The sequence below is a fragment of the Nonomuraea monospora genome (genome assembly GCF_039531895.1).
Classification (GTDB): domain Bacteria; phylum Actinomycetota; class Actinomycetes; order Streptosporangiales; family Streptosporangiaceae; genus Nonomuraea; species Nonomuraea monospora.
Genome location: NZ_BAAAQX010000002.1, coordinates 240,814 through 260,094, shown reverse-complemented (window position 1 = coordinate 260,094; position 19,281 = coordinate 240,814). Strand labels below are relative to the sequence as shown.

The following is a 19,281-nucleotide window of genomic DNA, read 5'->3' as shown; positions in this document are numbered from 1 at the left end:
GAGGAAGGTACGGGGCGTGCTGCCCCGGGGGCCGGCCCCCGAGCCCTGAGCAGGGCGCGGGGGCCGGAGCGAGGGTCAGCTCGCGGAGTCCGCGGGGTGGTGCGGGTGCGCCTGCGCGGCGCGGGACGCCGTCGCCGGTGCGGGGGCGGTGCCGATGGTGCCCGTGTCGAACGCGTACGTGCCCGCCAGCGTGGCGATCGCGTCCGAGTTCACGTCCAGCGCCTTGTCGTTGATGTTGCGGATGGTGTCGCAGACGCTGTGGTAGCAGGGGTCGAGCGGGATCCCGGCGGTGCCGCCGAAGATCGCGGCCTCCTCCTCGGTCTTGAGCACCTCGGCCCCGGTGAACAGCCCGCCGGACGGGATGCCGACCGCGATGAACGGCCCGTAGTCGGAGCGCCCGGTGAACGCCGTCGCGGTGAACGGCAGGCCGCGCCCGGCGAAGAACTTCTCGAAGTCCTCCTCGATCACGTCGGACCCGGGAGGCCCGGCGGTGCCGAAGGCGTCGCCGTCACCGTCGTAGATGCCGAACGTGTAGTTCGGCGAGGCGATCATGTCGAAGTTGAGGTACAGGCTGATCCTGGCCCGCTCCTCGGCGGTCAGCGCGCTCACGTAGTGCTGCGAGCCGAGCAGCCCGAACTCCTCGGCCCCCCAGAACGCGAACCTGAGCTGGTTCTTCGGCTTGAGCTTGGCCATCTGCAGCGCCACTTCGAGGGTGCCCGCGCTGCCCGAGCCGTTGTCGTTGATGCCCGGCCCCTCCTGGACGCTGTCCAGGTGGGCGCCCAGCATGACGACGTTGTCCGGGTCGCCCTTCCTGCTCTGCGCGATCACGTTGTAGGTGGTCCTGGTCTCCACGATGGGGTCCCAGTTCAGCTGCACGGTGGTGCCCGCCGTGGCGGCCAGCTCGTTGCCGGCCGCGAAGCTGGTGAAGAAGGAGGGGATGGTGACGCCCGGCCCGCCGAGTGTCGGGTTCAGGTCCACCTCGGTACGGCCGGGCTGCCCCTCGTTGAACACGACGGCGGCGCTGGCTCCGGCGGCGATGGCGTTGTCCACCTTGATCCGGAAGCTGCAGGTGCCGCGCTGCATCAACGCGATGTTGCCGGCCGTGAACCCGGCGAAGTCGCTCGCCTCGCACCCCGAGCTGGAGGTGTTGGCCGCGGGCCCCGGCGGCAGCACCAGGTCCACCGCCTGGAGCGTGCCGCTGACGGCGCCGGCGGGGGAGTCCTGCATGGCGACGTAGTCGGCGAAGAACCCGTAGGTGTACGTCTTCTGCTCGCCGCTGGTCCGCTTGAGCACGGGCGGCGTGATGTAGCCGTCGAAGGTGAACTCGAACGGCTGGATCGTCACGTCGTACCCGGCGCGGCGCAGCTTGGCGGCCACGTAGTCGCGGGAGGCGTCGAAGCCGGGGGTGCCGGAGACGCGGGTGCCGCCGTTGGCGTTCGCGATGGCCTGCAGCGCCCGCAGGTGTTTCTTGACGTTCTTGCCGGAGACGGCCTTGACGAGCTTCTGCACGTCGTTCTTGCCCCCGTGGGCCGCGGCGGGCCCCGCGAGGGCGATCGGTGACAGGATCAGGGCCGCGCTGGTGACGGCACCTACGACCCCTCGGCGTAAGCGTGATCTCATGCTGCTCCTCGAGACGTGAACCGGGTCAAAAAGCGCAGATGTCCCGAAACGTATTCATGGGTCACGTGGTAGGGAAGAGTGAGCACGTATCCGTTGCATCACGGACCTGGAACGTCGCAAGTCGAGGTGAGGAACCGCATGTCCATATCGCTCCCGTCCGTCGGCACGCTGGCCATCGGCGGCAAGACCGTGCACCGCCTGGGCTACGGGGCCATGAGCCTGACGGGGCCGGGCGTCTGGGGGCCGCCAGCCGACCGCGACGCGGCCGTCCGGGTGCTGCGCCGGGTCGTCGAGCTGGGCGTGAACTTCATCGACACGGCCGACTCCTACGGCCCGTACGTCAACGAGGAGCTCATCCGCGAGGCCCTGCACCCGTACCCGGAGGGTCTGCTGATCGCCACCAAGGCCGGGTTCGTCCGCACAGGGCCGAGCCAGTGGCACCCGGTGGGGCGGCCCGCGTACCTGCGGCAGGAGGTCGAGATGAGCCTGCGCAGGCTCGGCGTCGAGCGGCTCGACCTGCTGCAGCTCCACCGCATCGACCCGCACGTCCCGCTGGAGGACCAGGTCGGCGAGCTGAACGCGCTGCGCGACGAAGGCAAGATCGCCGAGATCGGGCTGTCGGAGGTGAGCGTCGAGGAGCTGGAGCGGGCGCGCCGCGTCACCGGCATCGTCTCCGTCCAGAACCGCTACAACCTCACCAACCGCTTCTCCGAGCCGGTCCTCGACCACTGCACCGAGCAGGGCATCGTCTTCATCCCCTACAGCCCCGTCGCCAAGGGCGCGCTGACGGGGCCCGGCAGCCCGGTGGAGCACGTGGCCAAGGTGCTCGGCGCCACGCCGTCGCAGGTCAGCCTGGCGTGGCTGCTGGCCAGGTCGCCGATGGTGCTGCCGATTCCCGGCACGTCGTCGATCGCGCACCTGGAGGAGAACCTGGGAGCCTCGACGGTGGAGCTGACGGCCGAGCAACTGAGCGAGCTGGGCTGAGACAAGGGGGCCGGCCCCCAGGCGCGGAGGGCCGGCCCCGGTTTATCAGCGGGGTCTGTCAGCGGATCACCCCAGGCCGCTCTTCATGGCCGTGATCAGCTCCCCGTTCGTCGTGTCGCCGCTGAGCTCCCAGAAGAACGCGCCGCCGAGGCCCTGGTTCTTCGAGTAGCTCATCTTGCCGCCGATCGTGGCCGGCGTGTCGTAGCTCCACCACTGGCCGCCGCAGTACGCGTAAGCCGTGCCCGCGACTGTGCCCGTGGCCGGGCAGCGTGTCTTGAGCACCTTGTAGTCCTCGATGCCCTGCTCGTACGTGCCCGGCGCGGGCCCCGTGGCCGTGCCGCCCGGCGCGGCCTGGGTGACGCCGGTCCAGCCGCGGCCGTAGAAGCCGATGCCGAGCAGCAGCTTGCTCGCCGGCACGCCCTTGCTCTTGAGCTTCTGGATCGCGCTGTCGGAGTGGAAGCCGGCGATCGGGATGCCGGTGTAGGAGTTGAGCGGTGAGTGCGGGGCCGTGGGGCCCTGCGCCGCCCAGGCGCCGAAGAAGTCGTAGGTCATGACGTTGTACCAGTCGACGTACTGCGCCGCGCCGCCGTAGTCGGCGGCGTCGATCTTGCCGCCGTCGGTGCCGTCGGCGGTGATGGCGGCGGTGACCAGGTTGCCGGAGCCGAAGCGGGTGCGCAGCGCCGACATCACGTTCCTGAACGCGGCCGGGCCGCTGGTGTCGCAGGTCAGGCCGCAGGCGTTCGGGTACTCCCAGTCGATGTCGATGCCGTCGAAGACGTCCGCCCAGCGCGGGTCCTCGACCAGGTTGTAGCAGGAGTTGGCGAAGGCGGTGGGGTTCTGGGCGGCCTGGCCGAAGCCGCCGGACCAGGTCCAGCCGCCGAAGGAGAAGAGCACCTTCAGGTTCGGGTACTTCTTCTTGAGCTTGCGGAGCTGGTTGAAGTTGCCGCGCAGCGCGCCGGCGTCCCAGGTGTCGGCGACGCCGTCCACGCTCTCGCCCGCCTGGTAGAAGCGGTCGTAGTCGGCGTAGCTGTCGCCGATCGTGCACTGGCCGTTCTGCACGTTGCCGAAGGCGTAGTTGATGTGCGTCAGCTTGGCGGCCGAGCCGCTGGTGTCGATGTTCTTGACGTGGTAGGCGCGCTGGTAGACGCCCCACTGCACGAAGTAGCCGAGCACCTTGTTGCCGCCGCCCCCGGGGCCGCCCGTGGTCGTGGCGGTGGCGGTGTTGCTGTTGGCGGAGCGGTTGCCTGCGGCGTCGCGGGCGCGGACGGTGTAGCTGTAGGCGGTGTTCGCCGCGAGCCCCGTGTCCGTGTGGGACGTGCCGGTGACGGTGGTGACGAGGGTGCCGCCGCGGTAGATCTCGTAGCCGGTGACGCCGACGTTGTCGGTGGCGGCGTCCCAGGCGAGGGAGACGCTGCTGCTGGAGACGCCGGTCGAGCGCAGGTTGCCCGGCACGGTTGGCGCGGTGGTGTCCGTGCCGCCGCCGCCCGTCGTGGTGGCGGTGGCGGTGTTGCTGTTGGCGGAGCGGTTGCCTGCGGCGTCGCGGGCGCGGACGGTGTAGCTGTAGGCGGTGCTGGCGGTCAGGCCCGTGTCGGTGTGGGTGGTGCCGGTGACGGTGGTGACGAGGGTGCCGCCGCGGTAGATCTCGTAGCCGGTGACGCCGACGTTGTCGGTGGCGGCGTCCCAGGCGAGGGTGACGCTGGTGTTGGTGACGCCGGTCGAGCGCAGGTTGCCCGGCACGCTGGGGGCGGTGGTGTCGGTGCCGCCGCCGGTCGCGACCTTCCACAGGGCGGGCACGTTCGGCGGCTCCCAGCCGGGCTGGGAGGTGTGGGCCTGGAGGCATTCGTACTCGACGCCGTTGTAGGTGACGCGCGCGCCCGTCGCGTACGCCGTCCAGGCCGCCCAGTCGGCCGCGAGGACGCGCACGGCCGAGGCGGACGCGGCCGGGGTGGCGACGACGACCGCGGTGAGCGGCAGCGCTAACGCCGCCAGCCCGGCGAGGACCTTGCTCAGGATGGTGTGTCTCATGACGCTCCGACATCCGGTTGGGGGGTGTACAGGGGGTGGGATGTCCAGGAAACTATTAGGAAAGTTTCCTTTTAGTTATGGGCCGACGGTAACCCCAACCTGCGGAACGAGTCAATACATGTCGCTCAGATCGTGAAATCGCGCAGTAAACCGGAGTAGCGTTTGGGGAGCGGCCTGGCGTACTCGCCGCGCGTGCTCGTCCGCAGGCCGAGCGCCACCAGCGACTCGGCGAAGCGGGTCGCCGCGCCCACCCCGTCGATCACCGGCACGCCCGTGGCGCGCGACGCCTCGGCGCAGAAGTCCGCCATGCCCGCGCAGCCCAGCACGATCGCGTCGCTCCCGTCACGGTCGAGCGCCGCCGCGCACAGCTCGATCACCGCCTTCCTGGCGGGCGGCTCCTCCAGGGCCAGCACCGGGATGTCGCAGGCGTGCACACCTTTGCAGGCCGCGGCGAAGCCGTACCGATGCGCCAGCTCCCACGCCCTGCCGGCCGTCCTGGACAGCGTGGTCACCACGCTGAAACCCCGGCCGACCAGCGTGGCGGCGTGCATCGCGGCCTCCGCGACACCGACCACCGGGCCGCCCGCCAGCTCGCGGGCGGCGTCCAGGCCGGGGTCGCCGAAGCAGGCGATCACGTACGCGTCCACCCCCTCCCGCTCGCCCGCCGCGATCTCGGCCAGCACCCCCGGCACGGCCAGCGCCTCGTCGTAGTGACTCTCGATCGACTCCGGCCCCATGGCCGGGCTCACGGCCGTCACGGTCGTCCCCGGGGACGCCACCGCCCTGGCGCAACGACCGATGGAGGCGGTCATGGCCAGGGCGGTGTTCGGATTGATGACGCGGACGTGGGTCATGCGGGGACGATCCGGGGCGTACGGCGCTCCAGCGCGACCATCGCCACGAACCCGAGCCCGCAGCCCAGGAACCAGCTGTAGTCGGCGATCCACATCAGGTCGGCGGCCGTGACCAGCTTCGGCACCAGGACCGAGGCGATGGCGGGCACCCCGCTGAGCAGCGTCGCCCAGACGGCGTTGCGGTTGTAGCCCCGGTCGAACCAGTACCGGCCGCGCGGGTCCATCGTGAACAGTTCGTCCACCGACACGCGCTGCCGCGCGCAGACGTAGTAGCCGGCGATCAGGATGCCGAACAGCGGCCCGATCAGCGCTCCCAGCAGGCCGAGCGTGTAGTGGATGGCGTCCGGGTTGCCGTACCAGTTCCAGGGCGTCAGCAGCACGGAGCCGACCGCGGCGATCATGCCGCCGGTGCGCCAGCTGATGCGCTGCGGGCTGACGTTGGAGAAGTCGAAGGCCGGCGAGATGAAGTTGGCCACGATGTTGATGCCGACCGTGGCGATCACGAAGGTCAGGCCGCCGAGCAGGATCGCGAACGGCGTGTCGATGCGCTGCACCGTCTGGATCGGGTCGGTGATCAGCTCGCCGAACACCGGCACCGTGGCCGACGCCGTGATCACCGTCAGCAGCGAGAAGAACAGGAAGTTGATCGGCAGGCCGAGGAAGTTGCCGCGCTTGACGGCCTCGAACGAGCGCCCGTAGCGGGAGAAGTCGCCGAAGTTCAGCATCGGGCCGGAGAAGTACGACACGACCAGCGCGATCGCGCCCAGCATCACCGGGATCGACTCGGCGAACCCGAGGCTCTCGCCCTGCGACAGGTCCAGGCTGAGGTTCTCCCAGCCCGCCTGGCTCACCAGGTAGACCGCCAGCACGACCATGACCACGTACACGGCGGGCCCGGCGAAGTCGACGAACCGGCGGATCGCGTCCATGCCGCGCCAGAACACCGCCGCCTGCGCCACCCACAGGATGGCGTAGCAGATGTAGCCGAGCACGGACAGGCCGAGGAAGCGCGGCTCGTTCAGCGCGGCGGTGGCGGGCCAGAACTTGAGGAAGATGATGATCAGCGACTGTGAGGCCAGGTACGTCTGCACGCCGTACCAGGCGATCGCGATCGCGCCGCGCACGATGGCCGGGATGTTCGCGCCCAGCACCCCGAACACGGCCCGGTTGATCACCGGGTACGGCACCCCGGTGACCTGGCTGGGCTTGGCCACCAGGTTGCAGAAGACGTTGACGATGACGATGCCGGCCAGCAGCGCGAACAGCACCTGCCAGCTCGCCAGGCCCAGCGCGAACAGGCTGCCCGCGGTGACGTAGCCGCCGACGCTGTGCACGTCGGACATCCAGAAGGCGAAGATGTTGTAGGAGGACCAGGTCTGCTTGCGCAGCGGGGCGAGGTCCTCGTTGGTGAGGCGGGGGTCGTAGGCGGGGGCTGGGGCGACGGTGGGCTGGGTCATCTGCGGCATCCTTGGGGGGTGCGGTCGCTCTCTCAGGTGTTAAGTCATCACTTAACACCTGAGAGAGCGATCCCCTGATTGCGCCCGTGTTAAAGCCCTGTGACGGAGGTTATGGACGACCTGGAAGCGGTCAGCAGCGAGCGGCTCGGCCGGCGGCTGCGGGAGCTGCGTACGCGTTCCGGCAAGTCGCTGCGGGCGGTGGCCCGTGAGCTGGGCATCTCGGCCAGCGCGGTGTCCCAGATCGAGCGCGGCACCATGCGGCCCTCGGTGAGCAGGCTGATCGCGTACGTGTCGGCCATCGGCGTGCCACTGGCGGCCGTCTTCGACTCCGACGAGCGGCAGGAACCGCCCGAATTGGCCGTCAGCCGGGCGGGTGAGGTCGCGCCCATCCGGCTCGGCGGGGGAGTGACGTTCCGGCGGCTGTCGCCGGGCCCCACCCCCGACGTGGAGTTCTTCGAGTCCACCTACCCGCCGCACGCCGTCTCCACCGCCCACGGCCGCTTCCTCAGACACGAGGGGTACGAGGTCGGCACCGTCACGGCGGGAGAGCTGACCATCGAGTTCGAGTCCGAGGTCGTCACCCTGGCGGAGGGCGACTCGATCACGTTCCCGTGCAGCCGCCCGCACATCATCGGCAACCGCTCCGCCACCGTCACGGCCGTCGCCGTGTGGCTGATCGTGCACGCCGGATAACGGTTGCGGAACGGACACTGACGGCACGGACCCGCATACCCCAGCATGGAGGTGTGGCAGGGATGACCGCCTGGCGGCGGGAGGCTGAACGCCGAGGGCCGTACGTGGCCAGAGCGGTGGCGGAGCTGAGGTCGTGGCCCGCGCTGGCGGTGAGCGACGGGCGGCGCGGCACCACGTTCGCGGTGAGCGGCACCGAGATCATCCGGCTCACCGGCTCCGACGAGGTGCGCGTGCGCCTGACCGCCCCGGCCATCGACCGGCTGCGGCCCTACCTGAGCACGTGCGAGCAGGTGCAGGCGTGCGAGGACCAGGCCTGGGTGGCCGTCTACGTGGACGCCGAGCCCGACCTGGAGCTGCTGCTCGCCCTGACCAGCGTGGCGATCAAGGCTCACGTGCACTGAGAGGCGTGACGGGCCGTCCGGCGGGGGAGGCTGCTGCTGGGGCAGCCGACTCGGAGGAGGATCCGTCATGGCCGTGTTACTGCTCGGGACCCTCGACACCAAGGGCGCGGAGTACGCCTACGTACGCGACCTCGTCACGGCGGCCGGGCAGGAGGTCGTGCTGCTCGACGCGGGCGTCATGGGCACCCCGGCCCCGACCGCGGGCGCTGTGGGTTCGGCGGTGCGTGTCGGTGGTCTGGCGCCGGACGTCGGGGCGGAGGCCGTCGCCGAGGCGGGCGGCAGCAGCCTCGCGCGGCTCAGGAGCGACGCCGACCGCGGCGCGGCCCTGAGCACCATGGCCGCCGGAGCCGCCAAGATCACCAGAGACCTGTGGGAAGCGGGCAGGGTGAGCGGCGTGCTGGCGCTGGGCGGCAGCGGCGGCTCCTCGATCGCCGCGGCAGCCATGGCCGCCCTGCCCATAGGGGTGCCCAAACTGCTGGTCTCCACCATGGCCGGCGGCGACGTCTCCCCGTACGTAGGCCAGAGCGACGTGACGCTCATGCACAGCGTCGTGGACGTGGCCGGACTGAACGCCATCTCCCGCCCGATCCTGGGCAACGCGGCGGCGGCGATCGCCGCGATGGCCGCCGCCTACGACGCACGCCGAAGCCAAGGCGAGCAGCCCCAGCAGGACAGGCCCCTCATCGCCGCCACCATGTTCGGCGTGACCACCCCCGCCGTGAACGCCGCCCGCGCCCGGCTGGAGGAACTCGGCTACGAGGTGGTGGTCTTCCACGCCACCGGCTCGGGCGGGCGCGCCATGGAGGCCCTGATCAGGGACGGCTACTTCGCCGGCGTCCTGGACCTCACCACCACGGAGCTGGCGGACGAGCTGGTGGGCGGCGTCCTGTCGGCGGGCAGGGAACGCCTGACCGCCGCCGGGGCGGCCGGTGTGCCGCAGGTGGTCAGCCTGGGCGCGGTGGACATGGTGAACTTCGGCCCGATGGACGGCGTTCCCGAGCGCTTCAGGCAGCGGCTGCTGCTGGTGCACAACCCCACCGTGACGCTGATGCGCACCACGGCGGAGGAGTGCGCCGCGATCGGCACGGAGATCGGCGCGAAGCTGGCCGCCGCCACCGGCCCCGTGGCGCTGTTCGTGCCGCGCGGCGGCGTCTCGGCCGTGGACGTCGAGGGCGGCCCGTTCCACGACCCCGGTGCCGACGCCGCCTGCTTCGAGGCCGTGCTGGCGGCGGTGGCGGGCGGCGACGTCCAGGTGGTGGAGAGCGAGGACGACATCAACCAGCCCCGGTTCGCGGTCGCCGCCGCCGACCGGTTGCACGAGCTGATCCAGAAAGGGGCGGCATGAACCGCGACGAGGCGCTCAGCAGGCTCAGGGCCGAGCGGAAGGCCGGCCGGCTGGTCATCGGGGCGGGCGCGGGCACCGGGCTGTCCGCCAAGGCGGCCGAGGCCGGCGGCGTGGACCTGATCATCATCTACAACTCCGGCCGGTTCAGGATGGCCGGGCGCGGCTCGCTGGCCGGGCTGCTGCCGTACGGGGACGCGAACGCCATCGTGGTCGAGATGGCGGGCGAGGTGCTGCCCGTCGTCAGGGACACCCCGGTGCTGGCCGGGGTCTGCGGCACCGACCCGTTCCGGCTGATGCCGCAGTTCCTCGACCAGCTCAAGGCGATGGGCTTCGCGGGCGTGCAGAACTTCCCCACCGTCGGCCTCATCGACGGCGTCTTCCGGGCGAACCTGGAGGAGACCGGCATGGGCTTCGACCTGGAGGTCGAGATGATCCGGCTGGCCGCCGAGCGCGGCCTGCTCACCGCCCCGTACGTCTTCACCGCCGGGCAGGCCACGGCCATGGCCGAGGCGGGAGCCGACGTCGTCGTGCCGCACATGGGCCTGACGACCAAGGGCAGCATCGGCGCCAGGACCGCGCTCACGCTCGACGAGTCGGCCGCGCGCGTCCAGGAGATGCACGACGCCGCCGTGGCCGTGAACCCCGACGTCATCGTCCTGTGCCACGGCGGCCCGATCGCCGAGCCCGACGACGTCGCCTACGTCCTGCGGCGCACGACCGGCGTCGCGGGCTTCTTCGGCGCCTCCTCCATGGAGCGCCTGCCCGCCGAGCGGGCCATCGCCGACCAGCTGCGCACCTTCAAGAGCCTTTAGGAGCCCTCATGCACCGCAGACCAGACGACGTGCCCACCATGGTGTTCGACTGGGGCTCCATCAAGTGGCACATCACGCCGGGCACCGTGCCGGGCGCGTCCTCCACCTTCGGCGAGGTCGTGATCAACCCGAACAAGGGGCACGACCGCCACCAGCACCCCTTCTCCGACGAGGTGCTCTACATCATCGAAGGCGAGGGGCGCCAGACGGTGGGGGACGGGCCCGAGTTCGACGTCAAGGCCGGCGACGCCGTCCACATCCCGATGGGGACGTTGCACTCGACGTTCAACACCGGGTGGCGTCCCCTGCGGATCATCGCCACGTACACGCCGGGCGGCGCCGAGGACGCGCTGCGCGACCTGCCCGATTTCGCCGAGCTGGCGCCCGGCGAGCAGCCCACCTGGGAGGCCGTCAAGCAGGGCTGACCGGCGGCGTCCCGTGGGTGTGAAAGGAGGCGATCGTCTTCAGTCCCCACGCCTGGCCCTTGGCGCGCTCGGCCTCCGTCCACGTGATGGTCCGCCAGTCGGGGGCCAGGATGAGCCTGGTCAGCGGGTTGCACAGCTCGATGCGGTTGCCGCCGGGCTCGTAGACGTACAGGAAGAAGGTCTGCTGGATGGCGTGCTTGTGCGGGCCCGTCTCGATGAAGACGTCGTTGTCCAGGCAGATGTCGGCCGCCCGCAGGATGTCCTCGCGCGAGTTCGTGGCGAACGCGATGTGGTGCAGCCGGCCGGAGGAGCCCGACCAGTCGTCGGTGTAGACGAGGTCGTAGGACTTGTTGCCGAAGTGCAGCCACTGGGCGGAGATCCGGCCGGAGTCCAGCATGATCTGCTCGGTGACGCGCGCGCCGAGCACGTCGCGGACGAACGCGCCGTTCGCCGCGGCCTCGGCGGCCAGGAAGTTGATGTGGTCGAGGCGGCGCACGCCGACGCCGTGCCCGGGGAAGGCCTGCGGCTGGTTCTTCAGCGCGGGGCGCAGCTCCTCGGGGGCCTCGTACCACTCCGACTCCCAGTACAGCCGCAGCTCGTGGCCGTCCGGGTCGTGGAAGGCGTACGTCGGGCCGCGGCCCGGCTCGCCGTCGCGCCAGCCGATGCCCAGCCCCGCCTCCTTGATCGCCAGCACCCTGCGGTCGAGCGCCTCCTGGCTGCTCGCCCGCAGGCCGGTCGCGCGCAGGCCCGGGGTGTGGTGCGCGGTCAGCGTCAGGCTGTGGTGCTCGTAGTCGTCGTAGGTGCGCAGGTAGACCGAGTCGCCGTCCTGGCCCGCGGCCGTCATGCCGAGGATCTCGGTGAAGAACCACAGGCTCCGCTCGGGCTGAGGGGTGAGCAGTTCGACGTGGCCGAGGTGGGCGACGTCGTGCAGCAGGGCGTTCACGGCTTTCCTTCCCGTGGGTAGACCGTACCGTCGAAGAGCTTGCGCGCGGTACGCACGTTGGCCGCCCGCAGCGCGGTCGGCGGGTCGGTGGACAGGTCGAGCTCCACCTCGACCTCCAGGTGGCCGGTGGGGTGCTCGACGTCGAACCGGCTGCCCCCGGGCAGGCGGGCGTGCCGCCGCGCCACGCCGTCAGGCAGCAGCGCGGCCGTGACGGCGCTGATCGCGCCCAGCACCCCGATCGCGGTGTGCGGGCGGACCGGGATGAACGTACGGGTGCACAGCGCCCCGCCGTCCCTGGGCGGGGCGACGAGCGTGGTCTTCGGCACCGACTCGGCGCTCACGTCGCCCAGCCCCATCAGCTCGCCCGCCTGGAGCCGCAGCGACTGGATCCGGTCGAGCAGGGCGCGGTCCTCCGCCAGCTCCTGGTGCGACTCGTAGCCGGTGACGCCCAGGTCCGTGGCCGCCGCGACGACGACGGGCATGCCGTTGTCGACGCAGGTCACCTCGATGCCGTCGATCACGTCCACGACCCGGCCGGTGGGCAGCAGGCTGCCGGTGGTGGAGCCCGCGGTGTCCGCGAAGCCCAGCACCACGGCGGCGGCCGTGCCCGGCACGCCCGAGATGGCGGTGCCGCCCCGGTAGTCGACCCGGCCGCCCGGTGTCGGGAAGCTCGCGGTGGCCGAGCCGCCGGTGTTGACCAGGCGGATGCGCACCTCCGTCCGGTCGCCGGTGGGCGCGACGAGCCCGCGTTCGACGGCGAACGGGCCCACGCCCGCCAGGATGTTGCCGCAGTTCTGGCGGCTGGAGACGACCGGCTCGTCCACGGCTACCTGGAGGAAGAGGTAGTCCACGTCGGCGGACGGGTCAGTGCTGGCCGAGACGACGGCGACCTTGCTGGTCAGCAGGTGCGCGCCGCCGACGCCGTCGATCTGGCGCGGGTCGGGGCTGCCCAGGACGCGCAGCAGCAGGTCGTCGCGCTCCGCCGGGTCGCCGGGCAGGTCGCTCGCCAGGAAGTAGGCGCCCTTGGAGGTGCCGCCGCGCATGAGCATGCAGCGCACCCCGTCATCGGTCACCGTCGTACTCCTCGTAGGTGATGCCCAGCCCGGGCAGGCGCTCGCGCAGGCCGTACCGGTCGAGGCCCAGCTCGCCCTTCAGGAAGGCGGCGCGCGTGGTGGCCTCCTTGTCCGCGCGGGCGGCGGACGCGGCGATGGCCCGGTCGAGGTCCTCGCGCGGGCACACGAGCACGCCGTCGTCGTCGGCGAGAATCGTGTCGCCCGGCCTGATGAGCTGCCCGCCGATCGTGATCGGCACGTTCACCGCGCCGGGGGTCGCCTTCACGGTGCCCTGCGCGCTGACGGCCGCGCTCCAGGCGGGGAAGCCCATGGCGCGCAGCTCGGCCACGTCGCGCACGCCCGCGTTGATCACCACGCCGCGCACCCCGCGATGGGCCAGCGCCGTCGCGAACAGCTCGCCGAACATGCCGTCCGTGGACGGCGACGTCGTGGTGACCACCAGGATGTCGCCTATCTGGCACTGCTCGACCGCGACGTGGATCATCAGGTTGTCGCCCGGCCAGGACAACACGGTGACCGCGTTCCCGCCCGTCCTGGCGCCCGGCCAGGCGGGACGCAGGCCGGGGCCGAGGTAGCCGGTGCGGCCCAGCGCCTCGTGCACGGTCGCGACGCCGTACCCGGCCAGGGTGCCGATCTTGGCCGGGTCGGCGCGCGGGATGCCGGTGACGACCACGTTCCTCACGACAGCACGTCCGTGACCTGCGGGTACAGCCGCATGTACGCCTCGCCCATCGTGTCGTGCGCCAGCCCCAGGTTCGGGCCCGCGTTGCGCTTGAGCTGCACGCCGCGGCGCTTGGCCAGGTCGGTGTAGTAGTCCCACATGTGCTGCTGCGCGGGCAGGCACTCCATCGCCTTGCGCTTCTTGTCGAACACCGGGGTGATGTCGAGCAGCACCTCCGGCTTGAAGTCGCACTGCTCGGGCTGGTGCGGCTCGAAGAAGAACACGGGCGGCGCGCCCAGCGGCTCGCCGGGCGCCTCGTAGCCGATCGCCTGCGCCAGCACCCGCGCCTGCAGCGCCATGCGGGCCGCCGCCGGGTGGTCGCCGTTGTACGGGTCGGCCAGCGGGTGCGTCAGCACCACGTCGGGCACCACGTCGCGGTAGACGCGGACCAGCCGGTCCACCAGCTCCTGGCTCTCCACCAGGGGGTAGTCGCCGGCGTCGAGGAACTCGATCTCGGCGCCCAGCTCCGCGGCGGCGTTCTCCGCCTCCTCGCGCCGGATCGCCTTGATCTCCTCCAGCGTCTTGCCCGCGCGCCACGCCTTCGCGGACTCGCCGCGCTCGCCGTAGCTCAGGCACACCACCTTGGCGCGCTCGCCGCGGCTAGTGGCCAGAGCTATCGCGCCGCCCGCGCGCCAGACGAAGTCGCCGGCGTGGGCACTGATCACCAACAGGGTACGAGAAGAGGTCACGCCGCTGACGCTAGGAGCCTGGTGGGCGGATTGTCAACATTATTGGGGTTGGTGTCGCTTCTTTGGTGGGTTTGGTGGGGGTTTGGCGTGGATATCGGACAACATTGTCAACGATATGGCTTTGGGTGAGGGAGGATGGGCGGTATGGACACACCTCAGGTGGCGCTGCTCGGGTACGGCGAGGTCGGTCATATTCTCGCCGCAGGACTGGCGGGGAAGGTACGGCTGCGCGTGTACGACCCCGCGTACCCGCCAGGCGACACGGTCGCCGCCTCCAACGCCGACGCCGCGGCCTCTGAGGCCGACGCCGTGGTCGTGGGCTCCGAGGCCGATGCCGTGGTCGTCGGCCCGGAGGCCGACGCGGTTCTCGTCGCCTCCAACGCCGAAGCCGTGCGCGGGGCCGATGTCGTCATCGCCGTGACCACCGGGGCCGACAGCCTCGCCGCCTGCGCCGAGTCCCGCCCTCACCTCGGGTCCGGCGTGCTCTACGCCGACCTGTCCACCGGCGCGCCCGGCGACAAGCGGCGGATCGCCGAGCTGCTGGAGCCCTCGGGGGCGGCCGTCGTGGACGGGGCGATCATGGCGCCGATCCCGCTGCGCGGCCTTGCCACCCCCATCCTGGCCAGCGGCCCCTCCGCGGACCGGTTCGCCGCCTTCGCGGGCGGGCTCGGCATGTCCGTGACGCCCATCGGCGGGTCGCCCGGTGACGCCGCCGCCCGCAAGCTGCTGCGCAGTGTGCTGGTCAAGGGGCTGAGCGCGCTCGCCATCGAGTCGCAGCGGGCCGCGCGGGAGGCTGGGCTGGAGGGGTGGTTCTGGGAGCACCTGCTGGAGACGGTCACCGCCGCCGACGAGGAGTTCGTGGTGCGGCTGATCAAGGGCGCCGGGCAGCACGGTGTGCGGCGGGTGCACGAGATGGAGGCCGCCACCCGGATGCTGGACGAACTGGGCGTGCCCAGCACCATGACCCGGGCCACGACCGCCACCCTCGACGAGGTAACCCGCACCGGCATCCCACCCATCCCGGGCACCTGACCCGCGTCCAGCCCGCGTCCGGGGCGTGGCGCGCGTCCGGGTGCGTGGCGCGTGGCGTGGGCTTGTGGGGTGTCAGTCGGGGGTGACCTCCAGCGCCTTGGCCACGCTGCGCAGGTGCTGCTGCATGGCCGTCTGCGCCGCCTCCGGATCGCGGGCCACGATGGCCGCCACGATCAGCTCGTGCTGTGGAAGAGACACCGCCGCCCGTCCCGGCTGCCGGGCCAGCCGGAACTTGTGCCGCACCACCTGCGCCCCCAGCCGCTCGATGATCGCCGCGGAGGTGCCGTGCTCGGCGATCTGGCGGACCTTGGCGTGCAGCGCGGCGTTCAGCTCGGAGTACCGGTCGAGGTCGTTGCGCTCCACCGCCGCCCGCATGTCGGCGACGATCTCCCTAAGCTGCGCGGCCTGCTCGGGCGTCACCCGCTCGGCGGCCTTGGCGGCGGACAGGCCCTCCAGCACCATCCGCACCTCCGTGATCTCGATGGCCTCCGCCTTCGAGATCGCCCGGACACGGGCGCCCTTGTTGCGTAGGATCTCGACGAGCCCCTCGCCGGCGAGCTCCTTGAACGTCTCGCGCACCGCGGCGCGCGGGGCGCCGAACTGCTCGCACACGTCCGCTTCGACCAGCCGCTGGTTGGGCACGAAGTCCCCGCCGAGTATGGCTGCTCTGACCCGGTCGGTCAGCGTCCGCGCGTCCGGGGTCCCTGAGCTCACGGGATCCTCCTCCAGTTCATGGTTGACAATATTATGGACAACCACCCCGCGATGGCGCGCGTCCGGACCCGCCTGGCGCTTTGATCGTTTTCCTCAGATCTGTCGGTGGCCTCCGGTAAGTTCCCGGATCAATTGATCAGCCGGCCGCGTGGGCGCGGGCACTTCCGCCTGCGCTGCGGGCCGGCGGGGCGGGAGGTTCTGAGGTCGTGGACGCGGACAGTACCGCGTGGGAGCGGCGCAGCGTGGTCCGGGTGGTCCCACCCGTGGAGCCGCGCAAGCTCGCCAAGGTGCCCTTCGTCGAGCTGGCCGACGGCCGGCTCCAGGGAGTCGTGTCGAGCGGATCCGACATCGAGCGGGTCTACGTCTCGTCGATCACGGCGGGCACGCACGCGCTGAGCTGCAGCACCAACAACAACCGGCCGTGCGGGGCCCTGCACGGTTACGCGTGCAAGCACATCCGCATGCTGGCCGACGAGGCCGTCGTCCAGTACGGGCTGGACCGGGTGGCCCGCTACCTGCGGGTCGAGGTGCCCGAGGGCGGCAACCTGATGCACGAGATCACCGGGCACGTCGAGCGCACCCCGGCGGCCGTCGTGTTCAGCCGCTTCCTGCGCCACCTGGCCTACCTGGAGGTGCCCGACAGCACCGAGCCGCTGGCCGAGCTGCACTGGTTCCCGGCTACGGGGGCGGTGCGCTGATGCGCAAGACGTACGAGGCGATGCGGAACACGTACGAGGCGATGCCGATCACCCACGAGTCGGACAAGGCGGTGTGCTGATGCTCGACGTACAGCTCAGTGAGCTGCTCGGCGATGCCCCGGCAGGGGTCGGCGAGGCGCTCGACCTGGTGGCGGGGTTAGACGACGCGCTCACCCTCGGGCTGGCCAGGCTCGGCGAGGAGCCGGCGGCGGCGCTGGCCGCCCTGGCGGGCGCGCTGGCCGGCACCCCCATCGGCGAGCGGGTTGGGGAGGCCGTGGAGAAGGTGAGCGCCGGTTCCGTGGCCGACGAGCACCTCGCGGCGCTGGCCGGCGCCCGTGCCGCGCTGTTCGGCGCGGTGCACGACGCGCTGCTCGCCCGCCTCGACGGGGCGCTGGGCCGCACCCGCGCCACCTGGGAGGCGGGCGCGGGCAAGGGCGAGGTGGCCGACAACCTGCTGGCCGGCTGCCGGGTCTGGCTGCGCGAGCTGGCCATCGTCGGCTGGCGCGGCGTCGATCACGACCTGGTCTCCTCGGCCGACCAGACGATCGAGGCGCTGCTGGCCGTGCCCGAGCTGCGCGGGCTGGCGGTGCTGCTCGACGGGCTGGCGACGGAGCTGCGGGCGTCGAGCCCGGTCGCCACGATGGACCGGCTGCCCGCCCGCCGGTGGGCCGACCTGTGGACGCGCGCCATGCTGCTGTCTCAGCACGGTCCCTGGCACGGCGGCGGCGCGGATGAGGTGTCGGGGCGGCTGCTGGTTCTGGGCGCCGACGTGCACGAGCACGCCACCGTCGTACGCGTCCAGGTGCACGCGATCCTGGAGCGGGGCGGCGAGCCCGGCAGGCTGGTGCGCACGAGCGTGGCCGCCGCGAAGGTCGACACCATCGTCGGCCCGACCGTGTGGCGGCTGCTCGGTGGCCACCCGGTGCTGCTGGCCGCGCTGGCCGAGCACCGCAGCGTGGACATCACGGACATGCCGCTGCTGCCCGGCGGCGACCTGGTGTGGCACGACGATCGGGCCCGCACGGGGGAGGAGGCCGACCCGTTCGCGATCGCGCGGGTTCAGCTCGCCGCCGCGACGCCGCCGGCGGTGACCCCGCTCGACCGGCACCCCGTGCGCATCGCCGAGCCCGTCCTCGTCGAGGGCTACAAGAGCGACGGCCAGACGATCGACCTGGGCGGCAACAAGGTTCCGCTCGACCTCGACCGGCTGCCGTCCTGCGGCCCGCTCACCCCCGCGCTGGTCAAGGCGTCCACGGGGTGCATCGGGCTGGTGCGCTGGGACGGCGGGCGCTGGTCGCTGCAGCCGCTCGCCCTGCAGTCGGCGGTCAAGAAGCAGCCGGTCACGGTGCACAACGGCGACTGGGCGCTCGGCCCCACCGACCCCAAGGCGGCCAAGGCCGAGACCAGGAACGGCGACGTGGTCGCGGTGCTGCGCGAGCGAGCGGGACGGCTGCTGCGGAAATGACCGAGACACCTGCCACGCAAGCCACGCAGACCGCCGACGAGACCCGGCGCCAGGTGCTCTACTGGCGCCTGATGTCCCGGCTGTTCAGCCCCGACGAGCAGCCCGCGCTGGAGACCGCCAGCCTCGGCATCGTCGGCGACCTCGACCTGCCGCTCGCCCTGCTCGACCCGGGCGTGTCGGTCGACAACCTGGTGCAGCGCTTCCCTGACCTGGCTGCCGAGTTCGACGGCCTGATGGCCGACAAGGAGCACGAGGCGGGCGACGAGGTCCGCCGCGCGGCCCTGGTCTCCAAGCTGCTGCTGAACGTGTTCGCGACGGGCTCGGGCAACGTCAGCGCCGCTCAGCTCGAGAGCTGGAAGCAGGACGCGGCCTGGTTCGAGCGCGGCATGGGCTGCGAGCCCGGCGGCCTGCGCCACAGCCAGGGCAACGAGGAGCTGGCCAAGGTGCTGGCCGGCCTGGAGGGCGACCTCGTCAAGCGCATGCACCTGCGCGAGGTGCTCGCCGACCCGGCCCTGGCCGCGCAGCTCACGCCGAGCATGTCGCTGATCGAGCAGCTCCTGCGCGACAAGTCCAACCTGTCGGGCGTCGCGCTGGCCAACGCCAAGGCGCTGATCCGCAAGTACGTGGACGAGGTCGCCGAGGTGCTGCGTACCCAGGTGGAGAAGACCAGCGCCGGCGTCATCGACCGGTCGGTGCCGCCCAAGCGGGTCTTCCGCAACCTCGACATCCAGCGGACGATCTGGAAGAACCTCACCAACTGGAACGCTGAGGACCAGCGCCTCTACGTGGACCGGCTGTTCTACAAGCAGACGGCCCACCGCACCACCCCGGCCCGCCTGATCGTGGTCGTCGACCAGTCGGGCTCGATGACGGACTCGATGGTCAACTGCACCATCCTGGCCTCCATCTTCGCGGGGCTGCCGAAGGTCGACGTGCACCTGATCGCCTACGACACCCGGGCGATCGACCTGACGCCGTGGGTGCACGACCCGTTCGAGGTGCTGATGCGCACCAACCTCGGCGGCGGCAACAACGGGCCGGTGGCGATGGCCATGGCCCGTCCCAAGATCAGCGACCCGCGCAACACCGTGATGGTGTGGATCTCCGACTTCTACGAGTTCGGCGCCTCCCAGCCGCTCTACGAGGGCATCGAGGCCGTCTACCGGTCGGGCGTGAAGTTCATCCCCGTCGGCTCGGTCAACAGCTCCGGCGTGCAGAGCGTCGAGCCGTGGTTCCGCAAGAAATTCAAGGACCTGGGCACCCCCGTGCTCTCGGGTCACATCCACAAGCTCGTCTTCGAGCTCAAGAACTTCCTCACTTAGGAGACTGG

At 71.4% G+C, this 19,281-nt stretch carries 19 protein-coding genes; 10 read left to right on the top strand and 9 right to left on the bottom strand.

The window, feature by feature from the left end:
* Nucleotides 1-75: 75 nt before the first annotated feature.
* On the bottom strand, nt 76-1,620 hold the full coding sequence (locus tag ABD331_RS04500) for a M28 family metallopeptidase (RefSeq protein WP_344470956.1): 1,545 nt from the start codon (nt 1,618-1,620) through the stop codon (nt 76-78).
* Between the two features lie 138 nt (nt 1,621-1,758).
* Here ABD331_RS04500 and ABD331_RS04495 point away from each other — a divergent pair, with 138 nt between their 5' ends.
* Complete coding sequence (locus ABD331_RS04495) at nt 1,759-2,604, top strand: aldo/keto reductase (protein ID WP_344470955.1); 846 nt, start codon at nt 1,759-1,761, stop codon at nt 2,602-2,604.
* Nucleotides 2,605-2,670: 66 nt separating this feature from the next.
* Here ABD331_RS04495 and ABD331_RS04490 read toward each other — a convergent pair whose 3' ends face one another.
* From ABD331_RS04490 to ABD331_RS04480, 3 genes are all read right to left on the bottom strand, one after another.
* Nucleotides 2,671-4,629 (bottom strand): glycosyl hydrolase family 18 protein, encoded by a 1,959-nt coding sequence (locus tag ABD331_RS04490; RefSeq protein ID WP_344470954.1) that lies wholly within the window; start codon nt 4,627-4,629, stop codon nt 2,671-2,673.
* A 125-nt stretch (nt 4,630-4,754) separates the two neighbouring features.
* Nucleotides 4,755-5,483, bottom strand: coding sequence for an aspartate/glutamate racemase family protein (locus ABD331_RS04485; RefSeq protein ID WP_344470953.1), 729 nt, complete (start codon nt 5,481-5,483; stop codon nt 4,755-4,757).
* Nucleotides 5,480-6,940: an NCS1 family nucleobase:cation symporter-1 gene (locus ABD331_RS04480; protein ID WP_344470952.1), complete on the bottom strand. Its 1,461-nt coding sequence runs from the start codon at nt 6,938-6,940 to the stop codon at nt 5,480-5,482. The genes ABD331_RS04485 and ABD331_RS04480 overlap by 4 nt, the downstream gene beginning before the upstream one ends.
* Nucleotides 6,941-7,051: 111 nt before the next feature.
* Between ABD331_RS04480 and ABD331_RS04475 the strand changes: the two genes are divergently transcribed.
* The 5 genes from ABD331_RS04475 to ABD331_RS04455 all read left to right on the top strand — a co-directional run bounded on the left by ABD331_RS04475 (nt 7,052) and on the right by ABD331_RS04455 (nt 10,616).
* Nucleotides 7,052-7,633 carry a helix-turn-helix domain-containing protein gene (locus ABD331_RS04475; RefSeq protein ID WP_344470951.1) on the top strand — a complete coding sequence of 194 codons (582 nt, stop codon included), beginning with the start codon at nt 7,052-7,054 and terminating at the stop codon, nt 7,631-7,633.
* Between the two features lie 62 nt (nt 7,634-7,695).
* Nucleotides 7,696-8,034 (top strand): luciferase domain-containing protein, encoded by a 339-nt coding sequence (locus ABD331_RS04470; RefSeq protein WP_344471521.1) that lies wholly within the window; start codon nt 7,696-7,698, stop codon nt 8,032-8,034.
* A 67-nt stretch (nt 8,035-8,101) separates the two neighbouring features.
* A complete protein-coding gene (locus tag ABD331_RS04465; protein ID WP_344470950.1) occupies nt 8,102-9,379 on the top strand; it encodes a Tm-1-like ATP-binding domain-containing protein in 1,278 nt (425 codons plus the stop codon).
* Nucleotides 9,376-10,191: a phosphoenolpyruvate hydrolase family protein gene (locus ABD331_RS04460; RefSeq protein ID WP_344470949.1), complete on the top strand. Its 816-nt coding sequence runs from the start codon at nt 9,376-9,378 to the stop codon at nt 10,189-10,191. The genes ABD331_RS04465 and ABD331_RS04460 overlap by 4 nt, the downstream gene beginning before the upstream one ends.
* An 8-nt stretch (nt 10,192-10,199) precedes the next feature.
* On the top strand, nt 10,200-10,616 hold the full coding sequence (locus ABD331_RS04455; protein WP_344470948.1) for a cupin domain-containing protein: 417 nt from the start codon (nt 10,200-10,202) through the stop codon (nt 10,614-10,616).
* Here ABD331_RS04455 and ABD331_RS04450 read toward each other — a convergent pair.
* The 4 genes from ABD331_RS04450 to ABD331_RS04435 are packed head-to-tail and all read right to left on the bottom strand — an operon-like array spanning nt 10,603 to nt 14,042.
* A complete protein-coding gene (locus ABD331_RS04450) occupies nt 10,603-11,559 on the bottom strand; it encodes a catechol 2,3-dioxygenase (RefSeq protein WP_344470947.1) in 957 nt (318 codons plus the stop codon). The genes ABD331_RS04455 and ABD331_RS04450 overlap by 14 nt on opposite strands.
* Nucleotides 11,556-12,632, bottom strand: coding sequence for a 4-oxalomesaconate tautomerase (locus ABD331_RS04445; RefSeq protein ID WP_344470946.1), 1,077 nt, complete (start codon nt 12,630-12,632; stop codon nt 11,556-11,558). The genes ABD331_RS04450 and ABD331_RS04445 overlap by 4 nt, the downstream gene beginning before the upstream one ends.
* Nucleotides 12,622-13,314 (bottom strand): 4-carboxy-4-hydroxy-2-oxoadipate aldolase/oxaloacetate decarboxylase, encoded by a 693-nt coding sequence (locus ABD331_RS04440; RefSeq protein ID WP_344470945.1) that lies wholly within the window; start codon nt 13,312-13,314, stop codon nt 12,622-12,624. The genes ABD331_RS04445 and ABD331_RS04440 overlap by 11 nt, the downstream gene beginning before the upstream one ends.
* Nucleotides 13,311-14,042: a PIG-L deacetylase family protein gene (locus tag ABD331_RS04435; protein WP_344470944.1), complete on the bottom strand. Its 732-nt coding sequence runs from the start codon at nt 14,040-14,042 to the stop codon at nt 13,311-13,313. The genes ABD331_RS04440 and ABD331_RS04435 overlap by 4 nt, the downstream gene beginning before the upstream one ends.
* Before the next feature lie 144 nt (nt 14,043-14,186).
* Between ABD331_RS04435 and ABD331_RS04430 the strand changes: the two genes are divergently transcribed.
* On the top strand, nt 14,187-15,074 hold the full coding sequence (locus ABD331_RS04430; RefSeq protein WP_344470943.1) for an NAD(P)-dependent oxidoreductase: 888 nt from the start codon (nt 14,187-14,189) through the stop codon (nt 15,072-15,074).
* A 72-nt stretch (nt 15,075-15,146) separates the two neighbouring features.
* Here ABD331_RS04430 and ABD331_RS04425 read toward each other — a convergent pair whose 3' ends face one another.
* Nucleotides 15,147-15,788: a GntR family transcriptional regulator gene (locus tag ABD331_RS04425; RefSeq protein WP_344470942.1), complete on the bottom strand. Its 642-nt coding sequence runs from the start codon at nt 15,786-15,788 to the stop codon at nt 15,147-15,149.
* Between the two features lie 206 nt (nt 15,789-15,994).
* Here ABD331_RS04425 and ABD331_RS04420 point away from each other — a divergent pair, with 206 nt between their 5' ends.
* The 3 genes from ABD331_RS04420 (at nt 15,995) to ABD331_RS04410 (ending at nt 19,273) form a co-directional block, all read left to right on the top strand.
* Entirely contained in the window at nt 15,995-16,486 is a 492-nt protein-coding gene (locus ABD331_RS04420) for a hypothetical protein (RefSeq protein ID WP_148435549.1), read from the top strand.
* A 79-nt stretch (nt 16,487-16,565) separates the two neighbouring features.
* Nucleotides 16,566-17,951, top strand: coding sequence for a hypothetical protein (locus ABD331_RS04415; RefSeq protein ID WP_344470941.1), 1,386 nt, complete (start codon nt 16,566-16,568; stop codon nt 17,949-17,951).
* The gene (locus ABD331_RS04410; protein ID WP_344470940.1) at nt 17,948-19,273 is read left to right on the top strand and encodes a vWA domain-containing protein; all 1,326 of its coding nucleotides are present in this window, start codon (nt 17,948-17,950) and stop codon (nt 19,271-19,273) included. Before ABD331_RS04415 ends, ABD331_RS04410 begins: the two co-directional genes overlap by 4 nt.
* Nucleotides 19,274-19,281 lie beyond the last annotated feature (8 nt).